This window comes from Stenotrophomonas sp. CFBP8994 (assembly GCF_034044835.1).
GTDB lineage: Bacteria > Pseudomonadota > Gammaproteobacteria > Xanthomonadales > Xanthomonadaceae > Stenotrophomonas > Stenotrophomonas rhizophila_A.
The window spans coordinates 312,627-335,731 of record NZ_JAXCWT010000004.1; the positions used below are offsets into that span (position 1 = coordinate 312,627).

The 23,105-nt window shown below is 65.9% G+C and carries 20 protein-coding genes; 10 read left to right on the forward strand and 10 right to left on the reverse strand.

What is annotated here, in order from left to right:
• The first annotated feature begins 31 nt into the window (after positions 1 to 31).
• The gene (acnB, locus tag SOM39_RS13435; protein ID WP_320458602.1) at positions 32 to 2,617 is read left to right on the forward strand and encodes a bifunctional aconitate hydratase 2/2-methylisocitrate dehydratase; all 2,586 of its coding nucleotides are present in this window, start codon (positions 32 to 34) and stop codon (positions 2,615 to 2,617) included.
• Between the two features lie 209 nt (positions 2,618 to 2,826).
• On the opposite strand, the gene SOM39_RS13440 is transcribed toward acnB, so the two are convergent.
• On the reverse strand, positions 2,827 to 3,207 hold the full coding sequence (locus SOM39_RS13440; protein WP_249834223.1) for a hypothetical protein: 381 nt from the start codon (positions 3,205 to 3,207) through the stop codon (positions 2,827 to 2,829).
• Positions 3,208 to 3,575: 368 nt separating this feature from the next.
• On the opposite strand from SOM39_RS13440, the gene SOM39_RS13445 reads away from it, so the two are divergent.
• From SOM39_RS13445 to SOM39_RS13455, 3 genes are all read left to right on the forward strand, one after another.
• Positions 3,576 to 3,938, forward strand: a complete 363-nt coding sequence (locus SOM39_RS13445; RefSeq protein ID WP_320458603.1) for an energy transducer TonB — start codon at positions 3,576 to 3,578, stop codon at positions 3,936 to 3,938.
• 218 nt (positions 3,939 to 4,156) lie between these two features.
• Positions 4,157 to 4,516, forward strand: a complete 360-nt coding sequence (locus SOM39_RS13450; protein WP_320458604.1) for a hypothetical protein — start codon at positions 4,157 to 4,159, stop codon at positions 4,514 to 4,516.
• A complete protein-coding gene (locus SOM39_RS13455) occupies positions 4,516 to 5,049 on the forward strand; it encodes a hypothetical protein (protein WP_320458605.1) in 534 nt (177 codons plus the stop codon). Before SOM39_RS13450 ends, SOM39_RS13455 begins: the two co-directional genes overlap by 1 nt.
• Before the next feature lie 441 nt (positions 5,050 to 5,490).
• Here the strand turns inward: SOM39_RS13455 and SOM39_RS13460 are convergent, their stop codons facing one another.
• Positions 5,491 to 6,744, reverse strand: coding sequence for a LysR family transcriptional regulator (locus SOM39_RS13460; RefSeq protein ID WP_320458606.1), 1,254 nt, complete (start codon positions 6,742 to 6,744; stop codon positions 5,491 to 5,493).
• Positions 6,745 to 6,845: 101 nt separating this feature from the next.
• On the opposite strand from SOM39_RS13460, the gene SOM39_RS13465 reads away from it, so the two are divergent.
• The 6 genes from SOM39_RS13465 to SOM39_RS13490 all read left to right on the forward strand — a co-directional run bounded on the left by SOM39_RS13465 (position 6,846) and on the right by SOM39_RS13490 (position 13,213).
• Positions 6,846 to 7,517, forward strand: a complete 672-nt coding sequence (locus tag SOM39_RS13465) for a 4-carboxy-4-hydroxy-2-oxoadipate aldolase/oxaloacetate decarboxylase (protein WP_320458607.1) — start codon at positions 6,846 to 6,848, stop codon at positions 7,515 to 7,517.
• A complete protein-coding gene (locus tag SOM39_RS13470) occupies positions 7,510 to 8,565 on the forward strand; it encodes a 4-oxalomesaconate tautomerase (RefSeq protein ID WP_320458608.1) in 1,056 nt (351 codons plus the stop codon). Before SOM39_RS13465 ends, SOM39_RS13470 begins: the two co-directional genes overlap by 8 nt.
• Positions 8,566 to 8,607: 42 nt before the next feature.
• Positions 8,608 to 9,921 carry a C4-dicarboxylate transporter DctA gene (gene dctA, locus SOM39_RS13475; protein WP_320458609.1) on the forward strand — a complete coding sequence of 438 codons (1,314 nt, stop codon included), beginning with the start codon at positions 8,608 to 8,610 and terminating at the stop codon, positions 9,919 to 9,921.
• Between the two features lie 79 nt (positions 9,922 to 10,000).
• Positions 10,001 to 11,281, forward strand: coding sequence for a carbohydrate porin (locus SOM39_RS13480; protein ID WP_320458610.1), 1,281 nt, complete (start codon positions 10,001 to 10,003; stop codon positions 11,279 to 11,281).
• Positions 11,282 to 11,303: 22 nt separating this feature from the next.
• The gene (locus SOM39_RS13485) at positions 11,304 to 12,326 is read left to right on the forward strand and encodes an amidohydrolase family protein (protein ID WP_320458611.1); all 1,023 of its coding nucleotides are present in this window, start codon (positions 11,304 to 11,306) and stop codon (positions 12,324 to 12,326) included.
• A gap of 11 nt (positions 12,327 to 12,337) precedes the next feature.
• Entirely contained in the window at positions 12,338 to 13,213 is an 876-nt protein-coding gene (locus SOM39_RS13490; RefSeq protein WP_320458612.1) for an amidohydrolase family protein, read from the forward strand.
• A gap of 171 nt (positions 13,214 to 13,384) precedes the next feature.
• On the opposite strand, the gene SOM39_RS13495 is transcribed toward SOM39_RS13490, so the two are convergent.
• From SOM39_RS13495 to SOM39_RS13530, 8 genes are all read right to left on the reverse strand, one after another.
• A complete protein-coding gene (locus SOM39_RS13495; protein WP_320458613.1) occupies positions 13,385 to 14,452 on the reverse strand; it encodes a chemotaxis response regulator protein-glutamate methylesterase in 1,068 nt (355 codons plus the stop codon).
• Entirely contained in the window at positions 14,449 to 15,045 is a 597-nt protein-coding gene (cheD, locus tag SOM39_RS13500; RefSeq protein WP_068851592.1) for a chemoreceptor glutamine deamidase CheD, read from the reverse strand. Before cheD ends, SOM39_RS13495 begins: the two co-directional genes overlap by 4 nt.
• On the reverse strand, positions 15,042 to 15,908 hold the full coding sequence (locus tag SOM39_RS13505) for a CheR family methyltransferase (RefSeq protein WP_093536295.1): 867 nt from the start codon (positions 15,906 to 15,908) through the stop codon (positions 15,042 to 15,044). Before SOM39_RS13505 ends, cheD begins: the two co-directional genes overlap by 4 nt.
• Before the next feature lie 53 nt (positions 15,909 to 15,961).
• Positions 15,962 to 18,229 (reverse strand): methyl-accepting chemotaxis protein, encoded by a 2,268-nt coding sequence (locus SOM39_RS13510; RefSeq protein WP_320458614.1) that lies wholly within the window; start codon positions 18,227 to 18,229, stop codon positions 15,962 to 15,964.
• A gap of 201 nt (positions 18,230 to 18,430) precedes the next feature.
• The gene (locus SOM39_RS13515) at positions 18,431 to 20,797 is read right to left on the reverse strand and encodes a methyl-accepting chemotaxis protein (protein ID WP_320458615.1); all 2,367 of its coding nucleotides are present in this window, start codon (positions 20,795 to 20,797) and stop codon (positions 18,431 to 18,433) included.
• 94 nt (positions 20,798 to 20,891) lie between these two features.
• A complete protein-coding gene (locus SOM39_RS13520) occupies positions 20,892 to 21,275 on the reverse strand; it encodes a hypothetical protein (RefSeq protein ID WP_068851603.1) in 384 nt (127 codons plus the stop codon).
• Positions 21,276 to 21,422: 147 nt separating this feature from the next.
• A complete protein-coding gene (locus SOM39_RS13525; RefSeq protein WP_068851606.1) occupies positions 21,423 to 21,914 on the reverse strand; it encodes a chemotaxis protein CheW in 492 nt (163 codons plus the stop codon).
• A gap of 363 nt (positions 21,915 to 22,277) precedes the next feature.
• Positions 22,278 to 23,057: a flagellar brake protein gene (locus tag SOM39_RS13530; RefSeq protein ID WP_095363815.1), complete on the reverse strand. Its 780-nt coding sequence runs from the start codon at positions 23,055 to 23,057 to the stop codon at positions 22,278 to 22,280.
• Positions 23,058 to 23,105 lie beyond the last annotated feature (48 nt).

Consider the following 23,105-nt stretch of genomic DNA (forward strand, 5'->3'; position numbering starts at 1 on the left):
AGTCTTTTCAAAGAATTTCCCGGGAGTTGTCATGTTGGAAGCCTACCGCCACCACGTAGCCGAGCGCGCCGCGCTTGGCATCCCGCCGCTGCCGCTGAGCGCCCAGCAGACGGCCGACGTCATCGAGCTGCTGAAGAACCCGCCGGCGGGCGAGGCCGAGTTCCTGCTCGACCTGCTCACCCACCGCGTGCCGGCCGGCGTCGATGACGCCGCCAAGGTCAAGGCCTCGTACCTGGCCGCCATCGCCTTCGGCAGCGAAACCAACGCGCTGATTTCGCGCGAGCGCGCCACCGAACTGCTGGGCACCATGCTGGGCGGCTACAACGTCGCGCCGCTGGTGCAGCTGCTGGACGACGCCGTGGTCGGCGCGATCGCCGCCACCGCGCTGAAGAACACCCTGTTGGTGTTCGATGCCTTCCACGACGTGCAGGAAAAGGCCAAGGCCGGCAACGCGAACGCCCAGGGCGTGCTGCAGAGCTGGGCCGATGCCGAGTGGTTCACCAGCCGCCCGGAAGTGCCGCAGAGCCTGACCATCACCGTGCTCAAGGTGACCGGCGAAACCAACACTGACGACCTGTCGCCGGCCCCCGACGCGACCACCCGCCCGGACATCCCGCTGCACGCCCTGGCGATGCTGAAGAACAAGCGCGATGGCATCGAGCCGGAAGAAGACGGCAAGCGCGGCCCGGTCAAGTTCATCGAATCGCTGAAGGACAAGGGCCACCTGGTGGCCTACGTGGGCGACGTGGTCGGTACCGGTTCGAGCCGCAAGTCGGCCACCAACTCGGTGCTGTGGTTCACCGGTGAGGACATTCCGTTCATTCCGAACAAGCGTTTCGGCGGCGTGTGCCTGGGTTCGAAGATCGCCCCGATCTTCTACAACACCATGGAAGACGCCGGCGCGCTGCCGATCGAGCTGGACGTGTCGCAGATGAACATGGGCGACGTGGTCGAGCTGCGTCCCTACGACGGCAAGGCGCTGAAGGACGGCCAGGTCATCGCCGAGTTCCAGGTGAAGTCCGACGTGCTGTTCGACGAAGTGCGCGCCGGTGGCCGCATTCCGCTGATCATCGGTCGTGGCCTGACCGCCAAGGCGCGCGAAGCGCTGGGCCTGGCTCCGACCGACCTGTTCCGCCTGCCGATGGACCCGCCGGACACCGGCAAGGGCTTCTCGCTGGCACAGAAGATGGTCGGCCGCGCCTGTGGCCTGCCGGAAGGCCAGGGCATGCGCCCGGGCACCTACTGCGAACCGAAGATGACCTCGGTGGGCTCGCAGGACACCACCGGCCCGATGACCCGTGACGAGCTGAAGGACCTGGCCTGCCTGGGCTTCTCGGCCGACCTGGTGATGCAGTCGTTCTGCCACACCGCCGCGTACCCGAAGCCGGTGGACGTCAAGACCCACCACACGCTGCCGGAGTTCATCTCCACCCGTGGCGGCATCTCGCTGCGCCCGGGCGACGGCGTGATCCACAGCTGGCTCAACCGCATGCTGCTGCCCGACACCGTCGGCACCGGTGGCGATTCGCACACCCGTTTCCCGGTGGGCATCTCGTTCCCGGCCGGCTCGGGCCTGGTCGCCTTTGCCGCGGCAACCGGCGTGATGCCGCTGGACATGCCCGAATCGGTGCTGGTGCGCTTCAAGGGCAAGATGCAGCCGGGCGTGACCCTGCGTGACCTGGTCAACGCGATTCCGCTGTACGCGATCAAGTCGGGCCTGCTGACCGTCGCCAAGGCGGGCAAGAAGAACATCTTCTCCGGCCGCATCCTGGAAATCGAAGGGCTGCCGGACCTGAAGGTCGAACAGGCGTTCGAACTGTCCGATGCCTCGGCCGAACGTTCGGCTGCAGGCTGCTCGGTGCACCTGAGCAAGGAGCCGATCATCGAATACCTCACCAGCAACATCACGCTGCTGAAGTGGATGATCGCCGAGGGTTACCAGGACGCCCGTTCGCTGGCGCGCCGCATCGAGAAGATGGAAGCGTGGCTGGCCAACCCGGAGTTGCTCGAGCCGGATTCCGACGCCGAGTACGCCGCCGTCATCGAGATCGACCTGGCCGACATCCACGAGCCGATCGTGGCGTGCCCGAACGATCCGGACGACGTCAAGACGCTGTCGGACGTGGCAGGTGCGGCCATCGATGAAGTGTTCATCGGTTCGTGCATGACCAATATCGGTCACTTCCGTGCGGCCGCCAAGCTGCTGGAAGGCAAGCGCGACATTCCGACCAAGCTGTGGGTCGCTCCGCCGACCAAGATGGATGCCTCGGAGCTGACCAAGGAAGGCCACTACGGCACCTTCGGCACCGCCGGCGCACGCATGGAAATGCCGGGCTGCTCGCTGTGCATGGGCAACCAGGCACAGGTGCGTGAGGGCGCGACGGTGTTCTCGACCTCGACCCGCAACTTCCCGAACCGCCTGGGCCGCAACTCCAACGTGTACCTGGGTTCGGCCGAACTGGCCGCGATCTGCTCGCGTCTGGGTCGCATCCCGACCAAGGAAGAGTACATGGCCGACATCGGCGTGCTGGATGCCAGCAGCAAGGACATCTACCGCTACATGAACTTCGACCAGATCGAGGACTACCAGGACGTGGCCAAGACGGTTGCCGCCTGAGCCTGATCGGCTGATGTGTTGAAGGAAAACCCCCGGTGAGAGCCGGGGGTTTTTGTTTGGTCGCCCGTGGGTGATGTATCCGGGTCTCATACCGTCAGCCAGCGATTCGTATTGCTACGCCGTGCGTGGCAACCGCGCAACGCGCGGCTCAAGCATCTGGCACCGCGATAACGTGGCCCCGAAGAAATCAGCGACGCGAAGCGATCGTTTCAGTTGTCCCACGCCTCGGGCGTCCAGTTGGCGGTACCCTCAGCGCGCCTGCCCTCGTAGAGCAGCATTCCCTTGTTGCCCACTACATCTACCTCGAACCACGGCAGCCCATCTCGCTTGCGCGGTCGCACGTAGGCCCGCTTCTGCGCGCGGTTGAACTCCACGTAGTACTTGCGATGGGGCATGTAGCCCCTGAAGTCACTGGAGCTGATCTGGATGTAGCCGACGTCCTCCCGGCCGGTCATCTCCAGCGAGAAATGGAATGCCCCCTGAGAGGCCTCGAAGTAGAAGAGGCTGCCGCTAGCGTTGATGCTGCAGGGCAGGCAGCAAAGAAGTGTGGACAACAGGAGCTTCAAGGTCGATGGCAAGCGCCTTTCCATGGCATTTCCTTCCTTAGCATTGAACGTGCATCTCAGCACAGGGAGGGGCGGCAGGCAGCAACGGTGATCACAGATGTCCCAGGAAGCGGGATACCAGACAGCCGACGACGCAACCGACACTGGAACCCGCCGGTAGGGTCGCATCCTGATCGACCGCCGGGGTGGGGATCGGTTCATTGGGGCGTGGACCTGTAACGGAGCGAATGTGCCGAAGCCGAGTTCGTTTAAGGTCATGCGTTACCGAGCGTTGAGCCGTTATCGGCGGTCGTTTGGGAACCAACCCTACCGCAAGCGATACTTGGGAATGCCACTGAGAACCCATTACTCTGGACTTCCGGTGCCAGACCCCCTGGTTGGAGGGAATCAAGATGATCGACATTACTGCCTACTTGATGATGGCGACTGCCGCGGCATCTGGGTGCGATTGCAGGTCGGGGGGCTGGGACAAGGTTGTAGAGAACACAGAGGCGCTTGTTGTCTACCAGCAGCCGTTCAAGGTGCCAAGGGATCCTCTTGGCTCAAAGTACCCCGACGCCTGTGTCAGGATTGGATTCCAGATCGATGGGAGCGGGCGCCCCATAGATGTCAGAATTGATAGAAGCTCCGAAAACAGGTCGCTGGATGTTGCAGCAAGGGAAACCTTGAAGAAGTACAGATTCGAGGTTCCTTCTAACGAAGCTGCAACACCGTTCGCGCTTGTTTTCGTTTCCCCCTCATCTGAATCGCCGTAGCGCGCAGGTGCTGCGGTCTGCCGTGTCAAATCCTGCCGCCACAAAACGGTAGGGTCTCATCCCAACAACTGCTGGGGGTTGATCGATTCATGTGCCCATGGAGCTGTCACTTGGATTGTATGAGAAGGACATTTAGTCTTGCGATCCTTGCCGCTGTGGGGCTGACGTGCTCCATCTCGACCAGCGCGGCCGAGCGTCAAGGCGGTAGATGCCAGGCGATGAGCGGTGCTTACAAGGGTGTGCAGTACTGTCAAGTACCCATCCACGCCTTGCTGGCAAATTCGGCGTCCTACGATGGCAAGGCAGTGGCAACCTTTGGATATCTTCTCCATGAAGGTGGGCCCAGAGATGTCATCGGCCCTGCAGTGGATGCGCTGCGTCGCATCGATTTCATAGGATGTGTCGACGTTGACCGTCGTGGTGCTACCTATGAAGATTCGACCGCCGGCCTGGCTGCCGGTGTTTACTTTGTGATGATTCAAGGTAAGTACACGGAGGGCGCGGTGAATGGTGCTTGCGTGGGCTCGTTCTCGGATGTGTACATCTCCAGAATTTCCAAGGTCCTGGAGGACGACTGATGGGCTGGTTGCTTGGCCTGGAACAAAGTGAAGCCAATAGCCGAGGTCAGTTCCGTTGCGCAGCTTTGAGCTCGATCTTCGTCTTGCTTGCGGCTCAGTTCGTCCCCTCGACAGCCTATCCTCAGGCGGATTCCAGATGCTCGGCTATCGTCGAGCGCTCGGATGACGGGTCTGTCATTCGCGTATGCGAGGTGCTTTTTCAGCGGCTGTGGTCGCAGGACGCGGAGAAATTGACGGGGAGTTATGTCCAGATCACAGGATACGTTGCTTATCTTGAGGAGATGCCTTATCTCTTTGCCTCAAAGGATATGTATCTGTATTCCGGTGGAAGAGGCGGGATCTGGTTGAGGCTGCCTCCCTCGGAGAAGGAGCGCTTTGACAGAGTGGCTTCGCGAGGATTGCCTGTGACCGTTGCCGGGCGATACTCAAGCGGTAAAGGTGGATTCAAAGCGCTTGGAACGATCGAGGTAGTGGGCAGGCATTATTGGGAGCAGGAGGTGCCAGGCAATCCTCCCCGTCTTCCCGAAGACTGAGTTGTGTTGCGTCCGACGGTCGACCAGATCGAACAACGCCCAGACGCGGCCAAGGCGGTTGGTGCATTTGGCTGATCGGCTGATGTGTTGAACGAAAACCCCCGGTGAGAACCGGGGGTTTTTGTTTGCCGGGACGAATCGCCGCCAGCCCAGGCTGATGCTTGGTTGCCCGTTGGTGATGTATCCGTGTCTTATCGCGTTCGCCAGCAATTCGTAGCGCCGACCGTTGGTCGGCGACCGCGCGAAGCGCGGCGCAAGCATCCGAAGCCACGGAAATGCGGCGGGGATGAGATCACCGGTGCTGACATGTGTCCGAAGCCGTCGGGTCGGTGTTCATGGCGTCGGAACGGAGAGCCGTTTTCGTTCTTAGGTCATGCGTTACCGGGCGTTGAGCCGTTATTGGCGGTCGTTTGGGAACCGACCCTACCGCCGGGGCAGTCTTCAGGGTGTCGGATAGCGGAACGGCCACGCGTTGTCGCCGTCGTTGCTGCGTTCGGCGCAGACGGCGCGGAAGGTTTCAACGAACGCCTGCTGCAGGCGGGTGGGGTGCCAGTCGGCGCGGGTGGTGAGGCCGATGCGGCGGCGCAGGTCGTCGCCGGCGCTGCCGATTTCGCTGAGCAGCCCCGCGCGGCGTTCGATCACGAACTGGTCGCGTGACATCAGGGTGAGCCAGTCGTCTTCCAGCAGCAGGCCGCGGGTGATCAGCACCGAGCCGCATTCGATGCGCAGGCGCGGCGGTTCATGGCCATGCTGGCGGAACATGCGTTCCCAACGGGCGCGCACCGGCGCGCCGGTGGCGGCGATCACCCACGGGAACGCCAGCAGCCGGTCGAAGTCGAGCGGGTCGCTGCCGGCCAGCGGGTGCCCGCTGCGCGCGACGATTACCGGGTCATCGTCGAACAGGCCCTCCTGCGCGACGTCGCGTACGGGCAGGGAGTCACGCATCGCGCCGATCAACAGGTCCAGGCTGCCGGCGCGTAGATCGCCCAGCAGTTCCGCATAAGGCCCTTCGATCACATTGACCGATGCACCCGGGTGGGCGCGGGCAAAGCGCGCCAGCACCTGCGGCAGCAGGATCGCGCGGGCCAGCGGCATCACCCCGAGCGTTACCTTGCCGCCCTGTTCGGAGCGCAGCAGGGCCACTTCGTCCAGGCCCGCTGCCAGTTCGGACAGCGCCAGCCGCACCAGCCGCAGCATGCGGGTAGCGGCCGGAGTGGTCTGCACGGTCTTGCCGTGGCGTTCGGTCAGCGGGGTTTCGATGGCGGTACCCAGCTCATGCACGGCGCGGTAGATCGCTGGCTGTGAGATGCCGGCACGCGCTGCGGCCAGGGTGAAGCTGCCGGCGTCATCCACCGCCACGAGTGCGCGCAATTGGCCGAGCGTGACGCGTCGCTCAACGGCAGGCAACGCAGGCAGGCGCTGTGCACGCCGAGCCACCCGCACGCCGTCGGCGATGTACCCCAGTGCGCGCTCGATGCGGGGCACCAGCAGCTCTGCCGCTTCGGTGGGCGCCATCCCACCCGGCTGGCGGTCGAACAGGGTTGCATCCAGCTGGGTTTCCAGACGGGCAATGGCCTGGGTCAACGCCGGCTGGGAGAGATTCACGTGCGGCGCAGCGGCGCTGATGCCGCCGTGGTGGTGCACGGCGACCAGTGCATGCAGATGCTTCAGGTTCAGCTCAAAGGGCCGGTTCATGGATCAACTATAACCAAACCCAATGGCTGTTGCGGAAATCGATCTTGAGTGGGTGGGCGCTGGCGGACAAGACTTCATCATCGTCATAGAAGGATGGATGGATGTTCCGCGTCGTCACCCGTGTCGAACGCGCCGCTGCCGGCGCACTCCAGGCCCTGGCCCAGGCAGGCGTGGCCACCGCACATGAGGCGCAGGGCCGCAGTGGCCTGCTGCACCCGCGGCTGCGCCCGATCTTCAGCGGCGCCCGCATTGCCGGCAGCGCCATCACCGTGTCGGTGCCCCCCGGCGACAACTGGATGATGCATGTGGCCATCGAGCAGCTGCGCGAAGGCGATGTGCTGGTGGTGGCGCCGACCAGCGACTGTACCGACGGCTACTTCGGCGACCTGCTGGCCACCTCGGCGCAGGTGCGTGGCTGCCGCGGGCTGGTGATTGATGCCGGCGTACGCGATGTGCGCGACCTGACCGCAATGGGCTTCCCGGTCTGGAGCCGGGCGATCCACGCGCAGGGTACGGTCAAGGAGACGCTGGGATCGGTCAACGTGCCGGTGGTGTGCGGCGGCGCGCTGGTCCACCCCGGCGACGTGGTGATCGCCGACGATGACGGCGTGTGTATGGTGCCGCGTGCCGACGCGGCACGTGTCGCCGCCGAATCGCAGGCGCGCGAGGCGCGCGAGGCGGAGAAGCGCGAACGCCTGGCCAAGGGCGAGCTGGGTCTGGACATCTACGCGATGCGCGAACGCCTGGCGGCCAAGGGCCTGCGCTATGAGTAACGGCGTGCCGGCGATGTGGATGCGCGGTGGCACCTCCAAGGGCGGCTACTTCCTGGCCACCGACCTGCCGGCCGATGCGGCCGCGCGCGACGCGTTCCTGCTGCGCGCGTACGGCTCGCCGGACCCACGCCAGATCGATGGCATGGGCGGCGCCGATCCGCTGACCTCCAAGGTCGCGGTGGTGTCGCCCTCGCGCCACCCCGGCGCGGACGTGGACTACCTGTTCCTGCAGGTGTTCGTCGACCAGGCCGTGGTGAGCGATGCACAGAACTGCGGCAACCTGCTCGCCGGGGTCGGGCCGTTTGCCCTTGAACGCGGGCTGGTGCAGCCTGCTGGCGAGAACACCGACGTGCGCATCTTCATGGTGAACACCGGCAAGGTAGCCATCGCCAAGGTACAGACCCCCGGCGGCCAGGTGCGCTACGACGGCACGGCGCGGATTGACGGTGTGCCGGGCACGGCGGCGCCAATTCCGCTGACCTTCGCCGACATCGCCGGTTCCAGCTGCGGCGCGTTGCTGCCGACCGGCAACGCGGTGGATGTGATCGACGGGGTGGAGCTCACCCTGATCGACAACGGCATGCCGTGCGTGGTGCTGCGCGCCAGCGATGTGGGCGTGAGCGGGTACGAAGACCGCGCCACGCTGGATGCCGACGACACGTTGAAGGCGCGGCTGGAGGCGATCCGCCTGCAGGCCGGGCCGTTGATGAACCTGGGCGATGTCAGCGCGCAGTCGGTGCCCAAGATGATGTTGGTGGCTGCCCCGCGCGACGGTGGCGCGATCTGCGTGCGTTCGTTCATACCTCACCGCTGCCACGCCTCCATCGGGGTGTTGGGCGCGGTCACCGTGGCCACGGCCTGCCTGCTGCCAGGTTCCCCTGCGAGCGCCTTGGCGGTGGTACCCGACGGCAGCCGCCAGCAGCTGGACATCGAACACCCCAGCGGCAGCACCGGCTGCGTGCTGGAACGCGATGCAGACGGGCAGGTGGCCGCGGCGGCCATCCTGCGCACAGCCCGAAAGCTGTTCGACGGCGTGCTGTTCGACTGAATACGCACGACGTCTCTATTCTTATGACCTGGGAGGGTTGTTATGACTGTTGTTGAGAAGCGGCAGGGCCGCTTCGGCGTCTTTGGCCAGTTGTGGTTCCAGGTGCTGGCCGGCACCATCATCGGCGTCGTGCTGGGTTGGCTGCAGCCGGACTGGGGTTCGGCGATGAAGCCGTTCGGCGATGCCTTCATCAAGCTGATCCGCATGATGATCGGCCCGATCATCTTCGTGACGGTGGTGCACGGTATCGCCGGCATGCGCGACATGCGCAGCGTGGGCCGGCTCGCGCTGAAATCGCTGATCTATTTCGAGGTGATCACCATCCTGGCGCTGATCGTCGGGCTGGTCGCGGTGGATCTCTGGCAGCCCGGCGCCGGCATGAACATCGACCCGGCCACCATCGACATGGCCAGCATCCAGGGGTATGTGCATACCGCGCACGACCACTCGATCGTGTCCTACATCATGGCGATCATCCCGAATACGCTTGTGAGCGCGTTCACCGAGGCGCACGTGCTGCAGGTGCTGTTCGTGGCGGTGCTGTTCGGCGTGGCGCTGGCCTCGGTCGGTGAGCGCGGCGCGCCGGTGATGAAGGTCATCGAAGGCACGTCGTCGGTGCTGTTCAAGATCATCGGCTACGTCATGTATTTCGCTCCGATCGGTGCGTTCGGTGCCATCGCCTTCACCGTGGGCCAGTTCGGCGCGGGGTCGCTGCTGTCGCTGGGTGAGCTGATCATCGAGTTCTTCGTGGTCTGCGCGGCATTCACGGTGTTCGTGCTCGGCGCGGTGTGCTGGTGGACCGGCGCGAGCCTGTGGCGGCTGCTGGCGTATCTGCGCGATGAAATCGTGATCGTGGCGGCCACCACCTCCACCGAAACGGTGCTGCCGCGCCTGATCGAGAAGATGAAGAAGCTGGGTTGCGAGGAGGGCGTGGTGGGTTTCGTGATTCCGGCCGGCTACTCGTTCAACCTCGATGGCACCTGTCTGTACCTGACCACGGTGGCGCTGTTCCTGGCCCAGGCGACCAACACCGAGTTGACCGTGTGGCACCAGCTGGGGCTGATTGCGGTACTCCTGCTGACTTCCAAGGGCGCCGCCGGCGTGGCCGGTGCGGCGTTCGTGGTGCTGGCGGCGACACTGGGCACCACCGGGACGATTCCGGTGGCCAGCATCGCGCTGATCCTGGGCATCCACCGCATCCTGGCCGAAGGCCTGACCTTCGTGAACCTGGTCGGCAACGCGATCGCGGTGCTGGTGATCGCCAAGTGGGAAGGCAAGCTGGACGAGAAGGTGATGGCCGAACAGATCGGCACCCGCCGCGCCCGCCTGCGCCATCTCGGCGTGCGCGAAGCCTGACCGACGCGCCGCGGGCTGCCCGCGGCGCCCCCCCGAATGCATTGAACCCGCTGCCCACGGCAGCGGGGAGGGAGATTTCATGTCCATCCTCCGTCACACTCCGCTGGCGCTGCTGCTGAGCGCTGCGCTGGCCGCACCGGCCGCCGCCGAGGGCACCGTGCCCAAGGGCGTCGACCTGACCCTGGATTTCGTCGGCAACGTTGCCTCCAACCCCGTGGGCGGGGTGGAGCAGGGCACCGAAGGCTCGTACTGGATCATGGCCCAGTCGAAGTTCGATCTGGACGAACTGTTCGGCATGCACAACACCGATGTGGACGCGCAGTGGGCCTGGTTCGCCGGGCGCAACCTGGCGCGCGAGAAGATCGGCAACTCGATCAGCGCGCAGCAGACCTGGCGGCCGGTCGCCGGGGGCCGCCTGACCCGGCTGACCGTGCGCCACCGCTTCGACAACGGGCTGAGCATCACCGCCGGCCGCGCGCCGGTGAACAGCTACTTCAACAACTCCTCGCTCAACTGCGTGTTCATGAGCAACGCGATGTGCCTCACCCCCTATGGTGCGATCACCGACCTGGGCATTACCGCCTTCCCGAATTCGTCGTGGGCCGGCATCCTGCGCTACGACGTGAATGATCGCTGGTACGTGCAGGGCGGCGCATTCGACTACAACAACGAGCTGAACAAGGCCGGCAAGAACGGCCTGGACTTCTCGGTGGGCGAGGGCACCGGCACCATCACGGCCTATGAGGCCGGCTACCAGACCAGCTTCGCCAATGACCGGCTGCCGCGCACCTACCGAGTGGGCATGTACCGCAACACCGATGGCGGCAAGAGCTCCTATTTCGACGCCAACGGCGACTCCGCCGCGCTGACCGGCAAGCCGACGGCGATGCAGGAGGGCGCACGCGCGGGTTGGTACGCGATGGCCGACCAGACCGTGTGGCGCGGGGAGGGCAAGCGCAACCTGGCGCTGTTCGCCCGCGCCTACGTCAACACCGGCAATGAAGCGCCAGTGGACGAGTTCGCCGCCGTCGGCTTCGTCAAGACCGGCACCTTCGCCGGACGCGACCAGGACACCCTGGCGATGTTCGTGTCCAACACCCACTTCAGCGATGAGCAGATCGCGTTCCTGCGCGACCGCCGCGCACGCAACGGCGGCAGCGGTGCGCCCAATGCCGACGAGATCATCGCCGAGCTGAGCTATGGCTGGGCGGTGCACAAGGGCATCCGGCTGATGCCCAACCTGCAGTACGTGATCAACCCGGACCCGATCTACGCGCCGACCCGCACCACCGACATTCCCGACGCGCTGATCGTCGGGCTGCGCGTGGATATCCACTTCGCCCAGCTGTTCGGCTGGTGATTCCTCCCCCACGAGGCCCCACATGATCATCGATTGCCACGGTCACTACACGACCGCTCCCGCCAGCCACGATGCGTTCCGCAAGGCGCAGGTGGCCCACTTCAACGACCCCACGCTGCCGGCGCCGGTGTACCCGGTGATCAGCGACGACGAACTGCGCGAGAGCGTGGAAGGCAACCAGCTGCGCCTGCTGCGCGAGCGCGGCGCGGACATGACGATCTTCTCGCCGCGTGCCAGCACCATGGCCCACCACATCGGCGACGAGGCGGTGAGCGCGGAATGGACCCGGCGCTGCAACGACCTGATCGCGCGGGTGGTGGCGCTGTACCCGGAGACCTTCATCGGCGTGTGCCAGCTGCCGCAGTCGCCCGGCGTGCCCATCGCCAACTCGATCGCCGAGCTGGAGCGGTGCGTCAACGAGCTGGGCTTTGTCGGCTGCAACCTCAATCCGGACCCTTCCGGGGGCCACTGGAACGGGCTGCCACTGACCGACCGGGCCTGGTACCCGTTCTTCGAGAAGATGGTGGAGCTGGACGTGCCGGCCATGGTGCATGTGTCGGGCAGCTGCAATGCCAATTTCCACGCCACCGGCGCGCACTACCTCAATGCCGACACCACCGCGTTCATGCAGTTCCTGCAGGGCGACCTGTTCCGTGACTTCCCGGAACTACGCTTCATCATTCCGCACGGCGGCGGCGCGGTGCCCTACCACTGGGGTCGTTTCCGCGGGCTGGCCGACATGCTGGGCAAGCCGCCGCTGAACGAGCATGTGATGAAGAATGTGTTCTTCGACACCTGCGTTTACCATCAGCCGGGTATTGACCTGCTGTTCAAGGTGATCGACATCGACAACCTCCTGTTCGGCTCGGAAATGGTCGGCGCGGTGCGCGGCATCGATCCGGAAACCGGGCAGTACTTCGACGACACCCTGCGCTATGTGGAAGCGCTGGGGCTGTCGGCAGCGGACCGCAGCAAGGTGCTGTCGGGCAACGCGCGTCGGGTGTACCCGCGGCTGGACGCGCAGCTGAAGGCGAGGGGGCTGTAATGGCGGATTTCGTGAAGGATCCCGATTGGCTGGATTTCTGTCCGGACCCGAGCCGGCCGGTGTTCGTGCCGCCGCCCGGCGCGGTGGATGCGCATTGCCACGTGTTCGGCCCGGGGGACCAGTTCCCGTATGCGCCCGAGCGCAAGTACACGCCCTGCGATGCGGGTAAGGCGCAGCTGTTCGCGCTGCGAGATCACCTGGGCTTCGAGCGCAACGTGATCGTGCAGGCAACCTGCCACGGTGCCGACAACCGGGCACTGGTGGATGCGCTGCGCAGTGCCGACGGCCGCGCGCGCGGCGTGGCCACGGTGCGCGATACGGTCACCGATGAGGAACTGCGCGAGCTGCATGAGGCGGGTGTGCGCGGGGTGCGCTTCAATTTCGTGAAGCGGCTGGTGGATCCGAAGCCGGATGCGTACTACCACGCCATCATTGAACGGATCGCGCCGCTGGGTTGGCATGTTGTCGTGTACTTCGAGGCCTCCGACCTGGCCGAGCGCTGGAATTTCTTCACCTCGCTGCCGACCACGGTGGTGGTGGACCACATGGGCCGGCCGGACGTGACCCAGGCGGTGGACGGGCCGGAGTTCCAGCGTTTCGTGCGGTTGATGCGCGAGCACCCGAATGTGTGGAGCAAGGTGAGCTGCCCGGAGCGGCTGTCGCGGTCCGGGCCGCCCACGTATGACGATGTGGTGCCGTTCGCACGGCACCTGGTGGAGCAGTTCCCGGACCGGGTGTTGTGGGGCACGGACTGGCCGCACCCGAACCTGAAATCGCACATGCCCGATGACGGCAAGCTGGTGGATTTCATTCCACGGATTGCGGTCAGCGCCGACCAGCAGCAGAAGCTGCTGGTGGACAATCCGATGCGGTTGTATTGGGCGTGACGGTTGAGAGCGTCACGACCAACGGTCGTGACCTACCAGGTCGGGTTCGGCAGCGACCGTTGGTCGTGCGGCCAGGTCGGACCCGGTAGCGCACGACCGTTGGTCGTGCGGCCAGGTCGAGGCAGGTAGCGCACGACCGTTGGTCGTGCGGCGACGCCCAGCGTAAGGGTGTTATCCCCGCGCCAGCGCCATCAGGCGTTCAGCGATCCGCTCCAGCGGGACCTGCTCCTCGGTGGCACCGAGCTTGAAGGCGGCGCCGGGCATGCCCCAGACCACGCTGGTGGCTTCGTCCTGCACCAGGGTGGGCGCACCGGCGTTCTTCAGTTCCAGCAGCCCACGCGCGCCGTCGTCGCCCATGCCGGTGAGGATCGCGCCGATGGCGTTGGCACCGGCGCTTTCTGCCACCGAACGGAACAGCACGTCCACCGCCGGCTTGTGCCGGTTTACCGCCGGGCCGTCATCCACCCGGCAGCGCCAGCGCGCACCGTCACGGATCACCCGCAGGTGCTTGCCGCCGGGCGGCAGGTAAGCATGGCCCGGCAGCACGGCCTCGCCATCGCTGGCTTCGCGTACGGACATCGCCGAATGGCGGTCCAGGCGTTCGGCAAAGGCGGTGCTGAAGGTGGCGGGCAGGTGCTGGGTGAGCACCACCGCCGGGGCATCGGCCGGCAGGCCTTCGAGCACCACCCGCAGCGCTTCGGTACCGCCGGCCGAGGCGCCGATGGCGATCAGCCGGTCGGTGGTACGGAACTGGATCGAACGTGCGGGCGAGGGCGGCACGGCGTCCAGGGTGATGCGCGGGGTGCTCGGGCGGGCCAGGGTGCGCACGCGCGAGCGCGCCGCCATCTTGACCTTGCCGATGATCTCTTCGGCATAGCCCTGCAGGCCACGCGCCACGTCGAACTTGGGCTTGGAGATGAAATCCACCGCGCCCAGCGCCAGCGCCTGCAGGGTGGTGTCGGCGCCGCGCTCGGTGAGCGAGGAGATCATCACCACCGGCAACGGGTGCAGGCGCATCAGGTTTTCCAGGAACGCCAGCCCATCCATGCGCGGCATTTCCACATCCAGCGTGATCACGTCCGGGGCCAGGCGCTTGATCTTCTCGCGGGCCAGCAACGGATCGGCCGCCGTGCCGACCACTTCGATGGCCGGGTCGCTGGCGAGGATCTCGCTCAGCATCTGCCGCACCACCGCCGAATCGTCGACGATCAGAACCCTGCAGGGTGAACCGTTGATCATTCGAACAGCTCCACGCCACCGGTGACCGGGGCCTTGGACAGGCGGGCACGCACGGCCGATTCGGTCGCGGCCACTTCGGCCTCGTGCGCGTGCGGCAGGCGCTGCACCACCACGCGGCCGGTGTCGGCGAAGAACCACACCTTGCGCGGGTGGATGCCGCACAGGTCCTCGGCGAGCACCGGGATATGTTCGGCCTGCAGGTACTGGCGCACGAATTCGGCGTTGCGGGTGCCCACCGGGTTGCTGGTGAAGCCCTTGAGCACGTTGGCGCCGCCGAACACCTTGGCTTCCAGGCGCTTGCGGTGCGCGCCGCGCTTGAGCAGGTCGTTGATCAGCAGTTCCATGGCATAGCTTCCGTAGCGCGCCGGAGCACCATCGCCGACATTGCCTTCGGGCAGCAGGAAGTGGTTCATGCCACCGATCTTCAACACCGGGTCGCGCAGGCACGCGGCCACGCAGGAACCCAGCGTGGTGGTCAGCGCGGTCTCGTCGTCGACCACCAGGTACTGGGTCGGCAGCAGCTTGGCGGCGGTGACCTTGAAGCGGCTGTCGAAGTAGCGCATCACGTCATCAGGACGGGCGGCCAGGTTCATGCCGGGGCTCCGGGCGCGCGCTTGTACAGGGTGCGCCCGCACGGCTGGATCAGGTCGGCGGCGTGCAGGTAGTTCTCCGAGTGGCCGGTGTAGAGCAGGCCATCGTCGCCCATGTGCTGGATCAGCCGTGACAGGATGCCGCGCTGGGTGGGCTTGTCGAAATAGATCATGACGTTCCGGCAGAACAGGGCGTCGAACGGGCCGCCGACGTCGTAACGCGGAGCCAGCAGGTTGAGTGGGCGGAAGTCGATCAGCTCGCGCAGCGCCGGATGCACGCGGCACTGGCCTTCATTGGGGCCGCTGCCGCGCTGGAAGTAGCGCTTCTTGATGGCCGGATCCAGACCGGACACGCGATCGATGGCGTACACGCCGCGACTGGCGGTGGCCAGCACCTGGGTGTCCACATCGGTCGCCAGGATGCGCACCGGCGGCTTCAGCGTGCCGAACGCCTCGCAGGCGGTGATGGCCATGGAGTAGGGCTCTTCGCCGGTGGAGGCGGCGCACGACCACAGCTGCAGGGTGCCATTTCCAGCCCGTGCGCGCAGTTCGGTGTCGAGCTTCTCGAAGTGGTGCGGCTCACGGAAGAACGCAGTGAGGTTGGTGGTCAGCGCGTTGGTGAACGCCTGCCACTCATCGCCCCCCTGGTTCTCCAGCTGGTCCAGGTACTCCTGGAAGCTGCGCAGGCCGAGCGCACGCAGCCGCCGGGACAGCCGGCCGTACACCATGTCACGCTTGGCCGGCGCCAGCGAGATGCCGACGCGCTGGTAGATCAGGTCGCAGATGCGGCGGAAGTCGCGGTCGGCGAACTCGAATTCGCGTCCGGTCGAGGAGGCAGCGGAAGCAGGTGCGGTAGGCGTGGTCACGGGCGAACTCGATCGAAGGAGGGAGGCGGCGGCCGCGCGGCCGCCGCCGGCGCTCAGAACTCTTGCCAGTTGCCGTCATCGGCGGTGGTGCGCGGTGCACGCGCGGCCGGGGCCGGCTTCACCGGGCTGGGCTTGGCCGGTGAAGCCGGCTTCACGCTGCGCAGCGGGGCCGGTGCGGCGATGCGGGCGGTCACCGCGCTGACGGCCGCCGCCACCTGGTTGTCGAGGCGGAAGATCGACACCGCGTCGGCCAGCTGGGTGGCCTGTTCTTCCATCGCGCGGGCAGCCGCAGTGGCTTCTTCCACCAGTGCAGCGTTCTGCTGGGTGGTTTCGTCCATCTGCACGACGGTCTGGTTGACCTGCTCGATGCCGGCAGACTGCTCCTGCGAGGCGGCCGAGATTTCGGCCATGATGTCGGTGACGCGCTGCACCGAGGCGACGATCTCGCCCATGGTGCTGCCGGCCTTGTGCACCAGTGCCGAACCGTCGGCCACGCTGGACACGGATTCGTCGATCAACCCCTTGATCTCCTTGGCTGCACCGGCCGAGCGCTGGGCCAGGGTGCGCACTTCGGAGGCGACCACGGCGAAACCGCGGCCCTGTTCGCCGGCACGGGCCGCTTCCACGGCGGCGTTCAATGCCAGGATGTTGGTCTGGAAGGCGATGCCGTCGATGACCGAGATGATTTCGGCAATGCGCTTGGAGCTGGCTTCGATCGCGCTCATGGTGGTGACCACCTGGCCGACCACGTCGCCGCCCTGCGAGGCCACGCTGTGCGCACCGATCGCCAGCTGGTTGGCCTGGCGGGCGTGTTCGGCGTTCTGGCGCACGGTGGAGGTCAGTTCCTCCATCGAGGCGGCGGTTTCTTCCAGGTTGGCGGCCTGCTGTTCGGTACGGCGCGACAGGTCGCTGTTGCCGGTGGCGATTTCGCCTGCGGCCAGGTTGATGTTGCCCGCCGCTTCCTGGATCTGGCCGACGATCTGGGTCAGCTGGGCCACGGTGGCATTGGCATCGTCGCGCATGGTTGCGAACACGCCCTGGAATTCGCCCTGCATGCGTGCGGTGAGGTCGCCTTCGGCGATGGCCGACAGCAGCTGCGAGAGCTTGCCGAGGTTGTCGTCGCTGACCTGCATCATCGCGTTGAGGCTGGCGATCATCTGGCCGAAATCGTGGTCGAAGCGGGCGGCATCGCCACGCTGGCTGAAGTCACCCGCGGCCGCGGCAGCGCCCAGGCGCTTGATCTCGGCGTTGATGCTGGCCAGGTTGTGCTTGACGGTGTCCACGGTGGTGCTGATGGCGGCCTTTTCGCCCGGGTAGCGGACGATGTCGGCGCTCAGGTCGCCCACGGCGTAACGCTGCATCACGGCCAGCACATCCTGCATGGTCTGCACGTGGGCGCCGACCAGGGTGTTGGTTTCGTGCACCATCCGGCCGTACTCACCCGGGAAGGCGGTTTCGTCCATGCGGTAGCCGGTCTGGCCGGCGTCGTGCTGGCTGGCCATTTCGCGCTGCGCGCCGATCACGGCGTGCAGCTGCTGCTGCATGCGGCCCATGCTTTCCAGCAGGCGGCCCGGTTCGTCCTGGGCCTGCGGGCCGATGCGGCTGTCGAGCTTGCCGCCGGCGATGCTCTCGGCCACGCCGGTGGCCTGGCGCAGCGGACCGGTGATGCGATTACCGATCAGCCAGCTCAGGGCCAGCACGATCAGCACCAGCGCGCCACCGGTGGCGGCCATGACGCCGGTGAATGCCAGCGCATCGGTCTGCACGTCGTCCATGTAGACGCCACTGGTGACCACCCACTGCCACGGCGCGTACATGCCGGCGTACGTGGCCTTTTCAATCAGGTCGTCGCCGGCGCCCGGCTTGGTGGTGGAATAGTAGGTGAAGCCACCGCCGGTCTTGGCCATGTCCACCTGCTGCAGGTAGATCGGCACGCCATCCTTGGAGGTGTAGTCCTTCTGCACCTTGCCGACCCGCGCCGGGGCGAAGGGGTGCATGAGCAGGGTGTAATCGGTCGCCAGGACGTTGTAGTACGCGCTGTCGCCGTCGGCGCGCATGCTGTTCAGTGCCTGCAGCGCGGCCGCCTTGGCCGCTTCTTCGGTCAGCTCGCCGGTGCCGGCCAGGCGCTTGTAGTGGTCAAAAATGCCGTAGGTCAGTTCGACCTGGGTCTTCAGGCCTTCTTTGCGCGTCTCGGCCAGATCGAGGTACTGCATACGCGCGGCAATGATGGCCAGGGCGATTACGCCGACGGCGATCAGGGCGGTGAGCAGGTTCAACTTGCCCCGGACGGACAGGTTGGAGAAGCGGCTGGAAAGATTCATGGGCGTGGGGTCTTTTCGAACGGGGGCGTACTGCGTGGGGGCCGACATCGACGAACGTGTCGTGGCAATGCTGTTATCGGCAGAAAACCGCAGCTATTGAGGTGCGTGAGCTGAGCGCATTCAGCTTCAGACATGGAAAGGCCCCGATGCCGGGGCATCGGGGCCTGCGTTTTCCAGCGCTGCGCTGCTGCGCGGTGCGGCTTAGAACTCCTGCCAGTCGCCTTCGGCGAGCTCGGCGGCTACCGCGCGGCTGGCCGGCTTGCGCGACGGTGTCGGGGCGGTGGCCGGGCGGCTCACGGCGCGCGGTGCCGGTGCGAACACCGGTGCGGCAGCCACCACGTCCTGCTCGTCGAGACGGAAGATCGACACGGCGTCGCTGAGCTGGCCGGCCTGTTCTTCCATCGAGCGGGCAGCGGCCGTGGCTTCTTCCACCAGCGCGGCATTCTGCTGGGTGGTTTCGTCCATCTGCACCACGGTCTGGTTGACCTGTTCGATGCCGGCAGACTGTTCCTGCGAGGCAGCGGAAATCTCGGCCATGATGTCGGTCACGCGCTGCACCGAGGCGACGATTTCGCCCATGGTGGCGCCGGCCTTGTGCACCAGGGCCGAACCGTCGTTGACCTTGCCGACCGAGTCGTCGATCAGGCCCTTGATCTCCTTGGCCGCACCGGCCGAACGCTGGGCCAGGGTGCGCACTTCGGAGGCCACCACGGCGAAGCCGCGGCCCTGTTCGCCGGCACGGGCCGCTTCGACCGCGGCGTTCAGCGCCAGGATGTTGGTCTGGAAGGCGATGCCGTCGATGACCGAGATGATCTCGGCGATCTTCTTGGACGAGGTCTGGATCGCGCTCATGGTGGTCACTACCTGGCCCACCACTTCACCGCCCTGCGAGGCGACGGTGTGTGCGCCGATGGCGAGCTGGTTGGCCTGGCGGGCGTGCTCGGCGTTCTGGCGCACGGTGGAGGTCAGTTCCTCCATCGAGGCGGCGGTTTCTTCCAGGTTGGCGGCCTGCTGTTCGGTACGGCGCGACAGGTCGCTGTTGCCGGTGGCGATTTCGCTGGCGGCCGAGCTGATGGCCTGGCTGGACTGCTTGATGCGGGTGACGATACCGCTGAGCTGTTCGGCGGTGGCGTTGGCGTCATCGCGCATGGTGGCGAACACGCCTTCGAAGTCGCCGTGCATGCGCACGGTCAGATCGCCCTGCGACAGCGCGGTGAGCAGGCCGGAGATCTGTTCGATGCTGGAGGCGTTGGCGTCGAGCAGGCCGTTGATCTGCTGGGCCAGCTGCAGGAAGAAGCCATCCTTGCCTTCGGCGCTGATGCGGCCCGACAGGTCGCCGGCGGCCGCTTGGGCGATGACGCGCGCCACTTCGGCTTCCACCAGCGCTTCGGGGGTGCGGTCACGCCATTCGACCACGTGGCCGACGCTCTCGCCGTCTTCGTTGCGGATGGTGGACACGACCTGGGCGAACTGGGCATCGCCGAACTGCATGGCGCGGCGCGCCACGCCGTGCTGCTTGAGGTTGGCCAGCAGGCTGGCGTCCATTTCGCCGCGGTGTTCGAGCACGGTCAGCGGGCGGCCGACCAGCGAAACGGAGGCGTCGAAGTCCGGCAGGTTGCGGCGCAGGTCGTCCTGGTACTGGGACAGGGTCTGCTCCAGCGCACGGTTGGCGTAGACGATGTTGAGGTTGTTGTCGGTCAGGTACACGCCAGTGGAGCTGTAATCCAGCGCGGTACGGATGCGCAGGTTCTCGCGGGCCACGGCCTGTTCGGTTTCGGTGCGGTCGCGCAGGTCGCGCTGCATGCGCTGCATGGCCTGCATGAGGTCGCCGACTTCGTCCTTGCGGGTGACGTCGATATGGCCGTCGAGCTTGCCACCGGCCACTTCGTTGGCGACCGAGACGGCGCCACGGACGCTGCCGACCAGCGAGCGGGCAAACAGGTACACCAGCACCAGGCCCATGGCGGCACCGCCGAGCAGGGCGATGATGGTCAGGGTGGCAGAGGTGGCGTAGGTGCTTTCGGCCTCTTCGCGCGAGGCGCGGGCAAGGCGGTTGTCTTCGGCGATCAGCGTTTCAAGCGCGGCTGCGGCCTTGAGGTGCTTGGCGCGGGTTTCGCCGACGAAGGTATCGACGGCATCGTCCGGCAGGTCCAGCTCCAGCATTTCGGAGACGGCATCGTAGGAGGCCAGCGAATCGGTCCAGTCCTTGGCGAAGGCGTCGAACAGCTTCTTCTGCTGCGGGCTGTCGATCAGGGCGGGGTACTTCTTGATCGAAGCATCGATCTTGGTGCGCAGGTCGGCGGCGCGGGTCTTGGCTTCGGCCTTGACGTCGTCGCTGGCGCGGATCAGGCCCTGGTAGGCAGAGTTGCGGTATTCACCGAGCATGCCACGCATTTCGCCGGCCATGCGGATGCTTTCCATCCGGTTGCCGGCCAGTTCGGTGGTCACGTTGTTGAGGGAGTGCAGGCCACGATAGGCGACCACGCCCTGCAGCAGCATCACCAGCAGGATTACACCGAAAGTCAGCATCAACTTCGGCATCAGTTTGAGGTTGTTGATCCATTGCATGGTGGTGCACTCTCCGGTGGCAGACGCGTCCGGGCGTGGCGCCCGGTTGCAGCGGCCACGCCGGCCTGGGCCGGCGTGGCAGGGCGTGTGGCGATTACTTGATGTTGGCGAGCTTCAGGCCGGCCGGCGAGCTGACTTCGATTTCAGCGCGCGAAGCGTCGCGGGCGATCTTGCCGATCACGCAGACGGTCTTGCCTTCCAGGGTTTCCAGCGGGAAGCTGAACTTGCCGCGGTTCTCACCGGCGATGCGGGCCGAGAAGGTGTGGCGCGGGAAGGCGCCGCCCATGTACAGGAAGGTCGGCTGGCCTTCGGAACCTTCGGCGTAACGGGCCTTTTCGACCTTGCCGCAGACCATGCCATCCTTGCCAACGGCGCGCGCGGCCAGCTCCGGCGGGATCATTTCAGCCGACTGGGCGAAAGCGGACGAGGCGGACGAGGCGAGGACAGCGACCGAAAGCAGAGCAAGCAGGGACTTCATCGGGAGATTCTCCGGGGGATATGGATAAGTGGTCCGGGGCGTGGCGAAGCCGCGCGTCCGGTTCCTGAATCCAGCTATCGGCCAGTTGCGACACAACTTAAGGACTTTGTTGAACGAAAGTCGTTCCGATCTGTCGCAGCGGCCGGATCAGGCGGCAGCGTCTTCGACAACGGCCGGCTGGCCCATGTCGGCGCTGTCGAGCAGGGTTTCGATGTCGAGCAGGATCAGCATGCGATCGTCCTGGGTGCCGATGCCGGAGATGAAGCGGGTATCGACGGCGGCGCCGAACTCGGGGGTGGGGCGGATCTGGTCGGCGTTGAGCGGGATCACGTCGGAGACGCTGTCCACGACGATGCCGACCACGCGGTTGTCGACGTTGAGGACGATCATGACGGTGAAGGCGTCGTAGCGTGCTTCGTCCAGGCGCAGCTTGAGGCGCAGGTCGATGACGGGAACGATGGTGCCGCGCAGGTTGATCACGCCCTTGATGTAATCGGGGGCATCGGGCACGCGGGTGACGGAGTCGTAGCCGCGGATTTCCTGCACCTTGAGGATGTCCACGCCGTAGTGCTCGGCGCCGAGGGTGAAGCTGAGGTACTCGCCACCGCTGCTGGCGGCGTTGGGGTTGCTGTCGTTCATGGAAGGAATCCTGGGTCGGGCGTGGCGGTCGGAAAACCGGGGCGTCACGCTGGATATCGGCCTGGGATGTCGCGACTTTAGAGACACAAGGCCAACAGCAACAGCAACAGCAACAGCGTCGGGTCTGTGGGCTTCCCTGGCTTGGGCTGGCGGGGGTGGGTTGGCGGGACACGCCGCAAGTACGTCCGTGTAGGCTCGTTCGCGCCATCCATGGCGCTCTACGGTCCCGCCAACCCACCCCGCCAACCCTTTGACGCCGTGTCGGTGCGCCAGCAAAAAGCGGTAGGTACCGACCGTTGGTCGGTACCGCTTTTGCCTTCAATGAGGCGCCGGCCCGTAGCCGCGACGAACCTGCCGCCGCTTTCAGCTCTCGCCGTTCTTGCGGGCGCTGCGCTGGCGGTCGATGCGGAAGATGTAGCGCTGGATGGCGCTGTCGCCGCCGCGCGGGAGGCCATCGAAACGCATGCCGATGCGCTTCATTTCCACGCCGCTGGGCAGCTTGACCGCCAGCTGGTTGCAGACGATCAGCGAGATCTGCAGCGGGCCGCTTTCGGGCATGTCCAGGCGGGCGTCGTAACGCTTCTGGATGCTGAAGACGTTGCAGTCCACCGGCACGGTCACGGCCAGGCCGCCGCCGCTGATGTCCACCACGCGCAGGTGCAGGGCTTCGCTGCGGTCCTCGTTGATCGGGAACAGCAGGTGCGGGGAGTCGGTGAACGGGGTTTCCAGCCGATAGAGTTCGCGGCGCTGCAGGTGCACCAGCTCGGTGGGGAAGGGTACGCGGAAGGCGACGTGGCGGTGGCCGCCGGTGCGTTCCAGGTGGTCCAGCCGGAAGCGGACCATGACACGGTCCAGCTGCGCGAAGCAGAGCAGGTGGCCGGCGTCTTCGGCGGCGCGGTTGGCCGGCTCAGACGGGCTGCCATCGAGCAGCAGCCAGTCGTCGTCTTCGTCCAGTTCCAGGATCGCGGTCGGGAAGGACTGGTCGCGACCGCCCAGGTGCGCGTTGATCAGCGAGCGCTGGTCGATCAGCGCCTGCAGCAGCTGCCGGATCTGCCGGGGGTTGCGGACCAGGTAACGATCGTCCGTGCCGTCATCATGGGCGGCATGGGATGCGTCATGGGGGTCAAGGCTGCCTTCGGACATGGACTCTGCTGCGTTGGGCGGGTACGGATATCGTGCGATATCAGGTCT

Excerpts from the sequence above, each read along its gene's own strand:
- acnB (WP_320458602.1), top strand. The coding sequence starts at position 32 with ATGTTGGAAGCCTACCGCCACCACGTAGCCGAGCGCGCCGCGCTTGGC.
- SOM39_RS13440 (WP_249834223.1), bottom strand. The coding sequence starts at position 3,207 with ATGGAAAGGCGCTTGCCATCGACCTTGAAGCTCCTGTTGTCCACACTT.
- SOM39_RS13445 (WP_320458603.1), top strand. The coding sequence starts at position 3,576 with ATGATCGACATTACTGCCTACTTGATGATGGCGACTGCCGCGGCATCT.
- SOM39_RS13450 (WP_320458604.1), top strand. The coding sequence starts at position 4,157 with ATGAGCGGTGCTTACAAGGGTGTGCAGTACTGTCAAGTACCCATCCAC.
- SOM39_RS13455 (WP_320458605.1), top strand. The coding sequence starts at position 4,516 with ATGGGCTGGTTGCTTGGCCTGGAACAAAGTGAAGCCAATAGCCGAGGT.
- SOM39_RS13460 (WP_320458606.1), bottom strand. The coding sequence starts at position 6,744 with ATGAACCGGCCCTTTGAGCTGAACCTGAAGCATCTGCATGCACTGGTC.
- SOM39_RS13465 (WP_320458607.1), top strand. The coding sequence starts at position 6,846 with ATGTTCCGCGTCGTCACCCGTGTCGAACGCGCCGCTGCCGGCGCACTC.
- SOM39_RS13470 (WP_320458608.1), top strand. The coding sequence starts at position 7,510 with ATGAGTAACGGCGTGCCGGCGATGTGGATGCGCGGTGGCACCTCCAAG.
- dctA (WP_320458609.1), top strand. The coding sequence starts at position 8,608 with ATGACTGTTGTTGAGAAGCGGCAGGGCCGCTTCGGCGTCTTTGGCCAG.
- SOM39_RS13480 (WP_320458610.1), top strand. The coding sequence starts at position 10,001 with ATGTCCATCCTCCGTCACACTCCGCTGGCGCTGCTGCTGAGCGCTGCG.
- SOM39_RS13485 (WP_320458611.1), top strand. The coding sequence starts at position 11,304 with ATGATCATCGATTGCCACGGTCACTACACGACCGCTCCCGCCAGCCAC.
- SOM39_RS13495 (WP_320458613.1), bottom strand. The coding sequence starts at position 14,452 with ATGATCAACGGTTCACCCTGCAGGGTTCTGATCGTCGACGATTCGGCG.
- cheD (WP_068851592.1), bottom strand. The coding sequence starts at position 15,045 with ATGAACCTGGCCGCCCGTCCTGATGACGTGATGCGCTACTTCGACAGC.
- SOM39_RS13510 (WP_320458614.1), bottom strand. The coding sequence starts at position 18,229 with ATGAATCTTTCCAGCCGCTTCTCCAACCTGTCCGTCCGGGGCAAGTTG.
- SOM39_RS13515 (WP_320458615.1), bottom strand. The coding sequence starts at position 20,797 with ATGCAATGGATCAACAACCTCAAACTGATGCCGAAGTTGATGCTGACT.
- SOM39_RS13520 (WP_068851603.1), bottom strand. The coding sequence starts at position 21,275 with ATGAAGTCCCTGCTTGCTCTGCTTTCGGTCGCTGTCCTCGCCTCGTCC.
- SOM39_RS13525 (WP_068851606.1), bottom strand. The coding sequence starts at position 21,914 with ATGAACGACAGCAACCCCAACGCCGCCAGCAGCGGTGGCGAGTACCTC.
- SOM39_RS13530 (WP_095363815.1), bottom strand. The coding sequence starts at position 23,057 with ATGTCCGAAGGCAGCCTTGACCCCCATGACGCATCCCATGCCGCCCAT.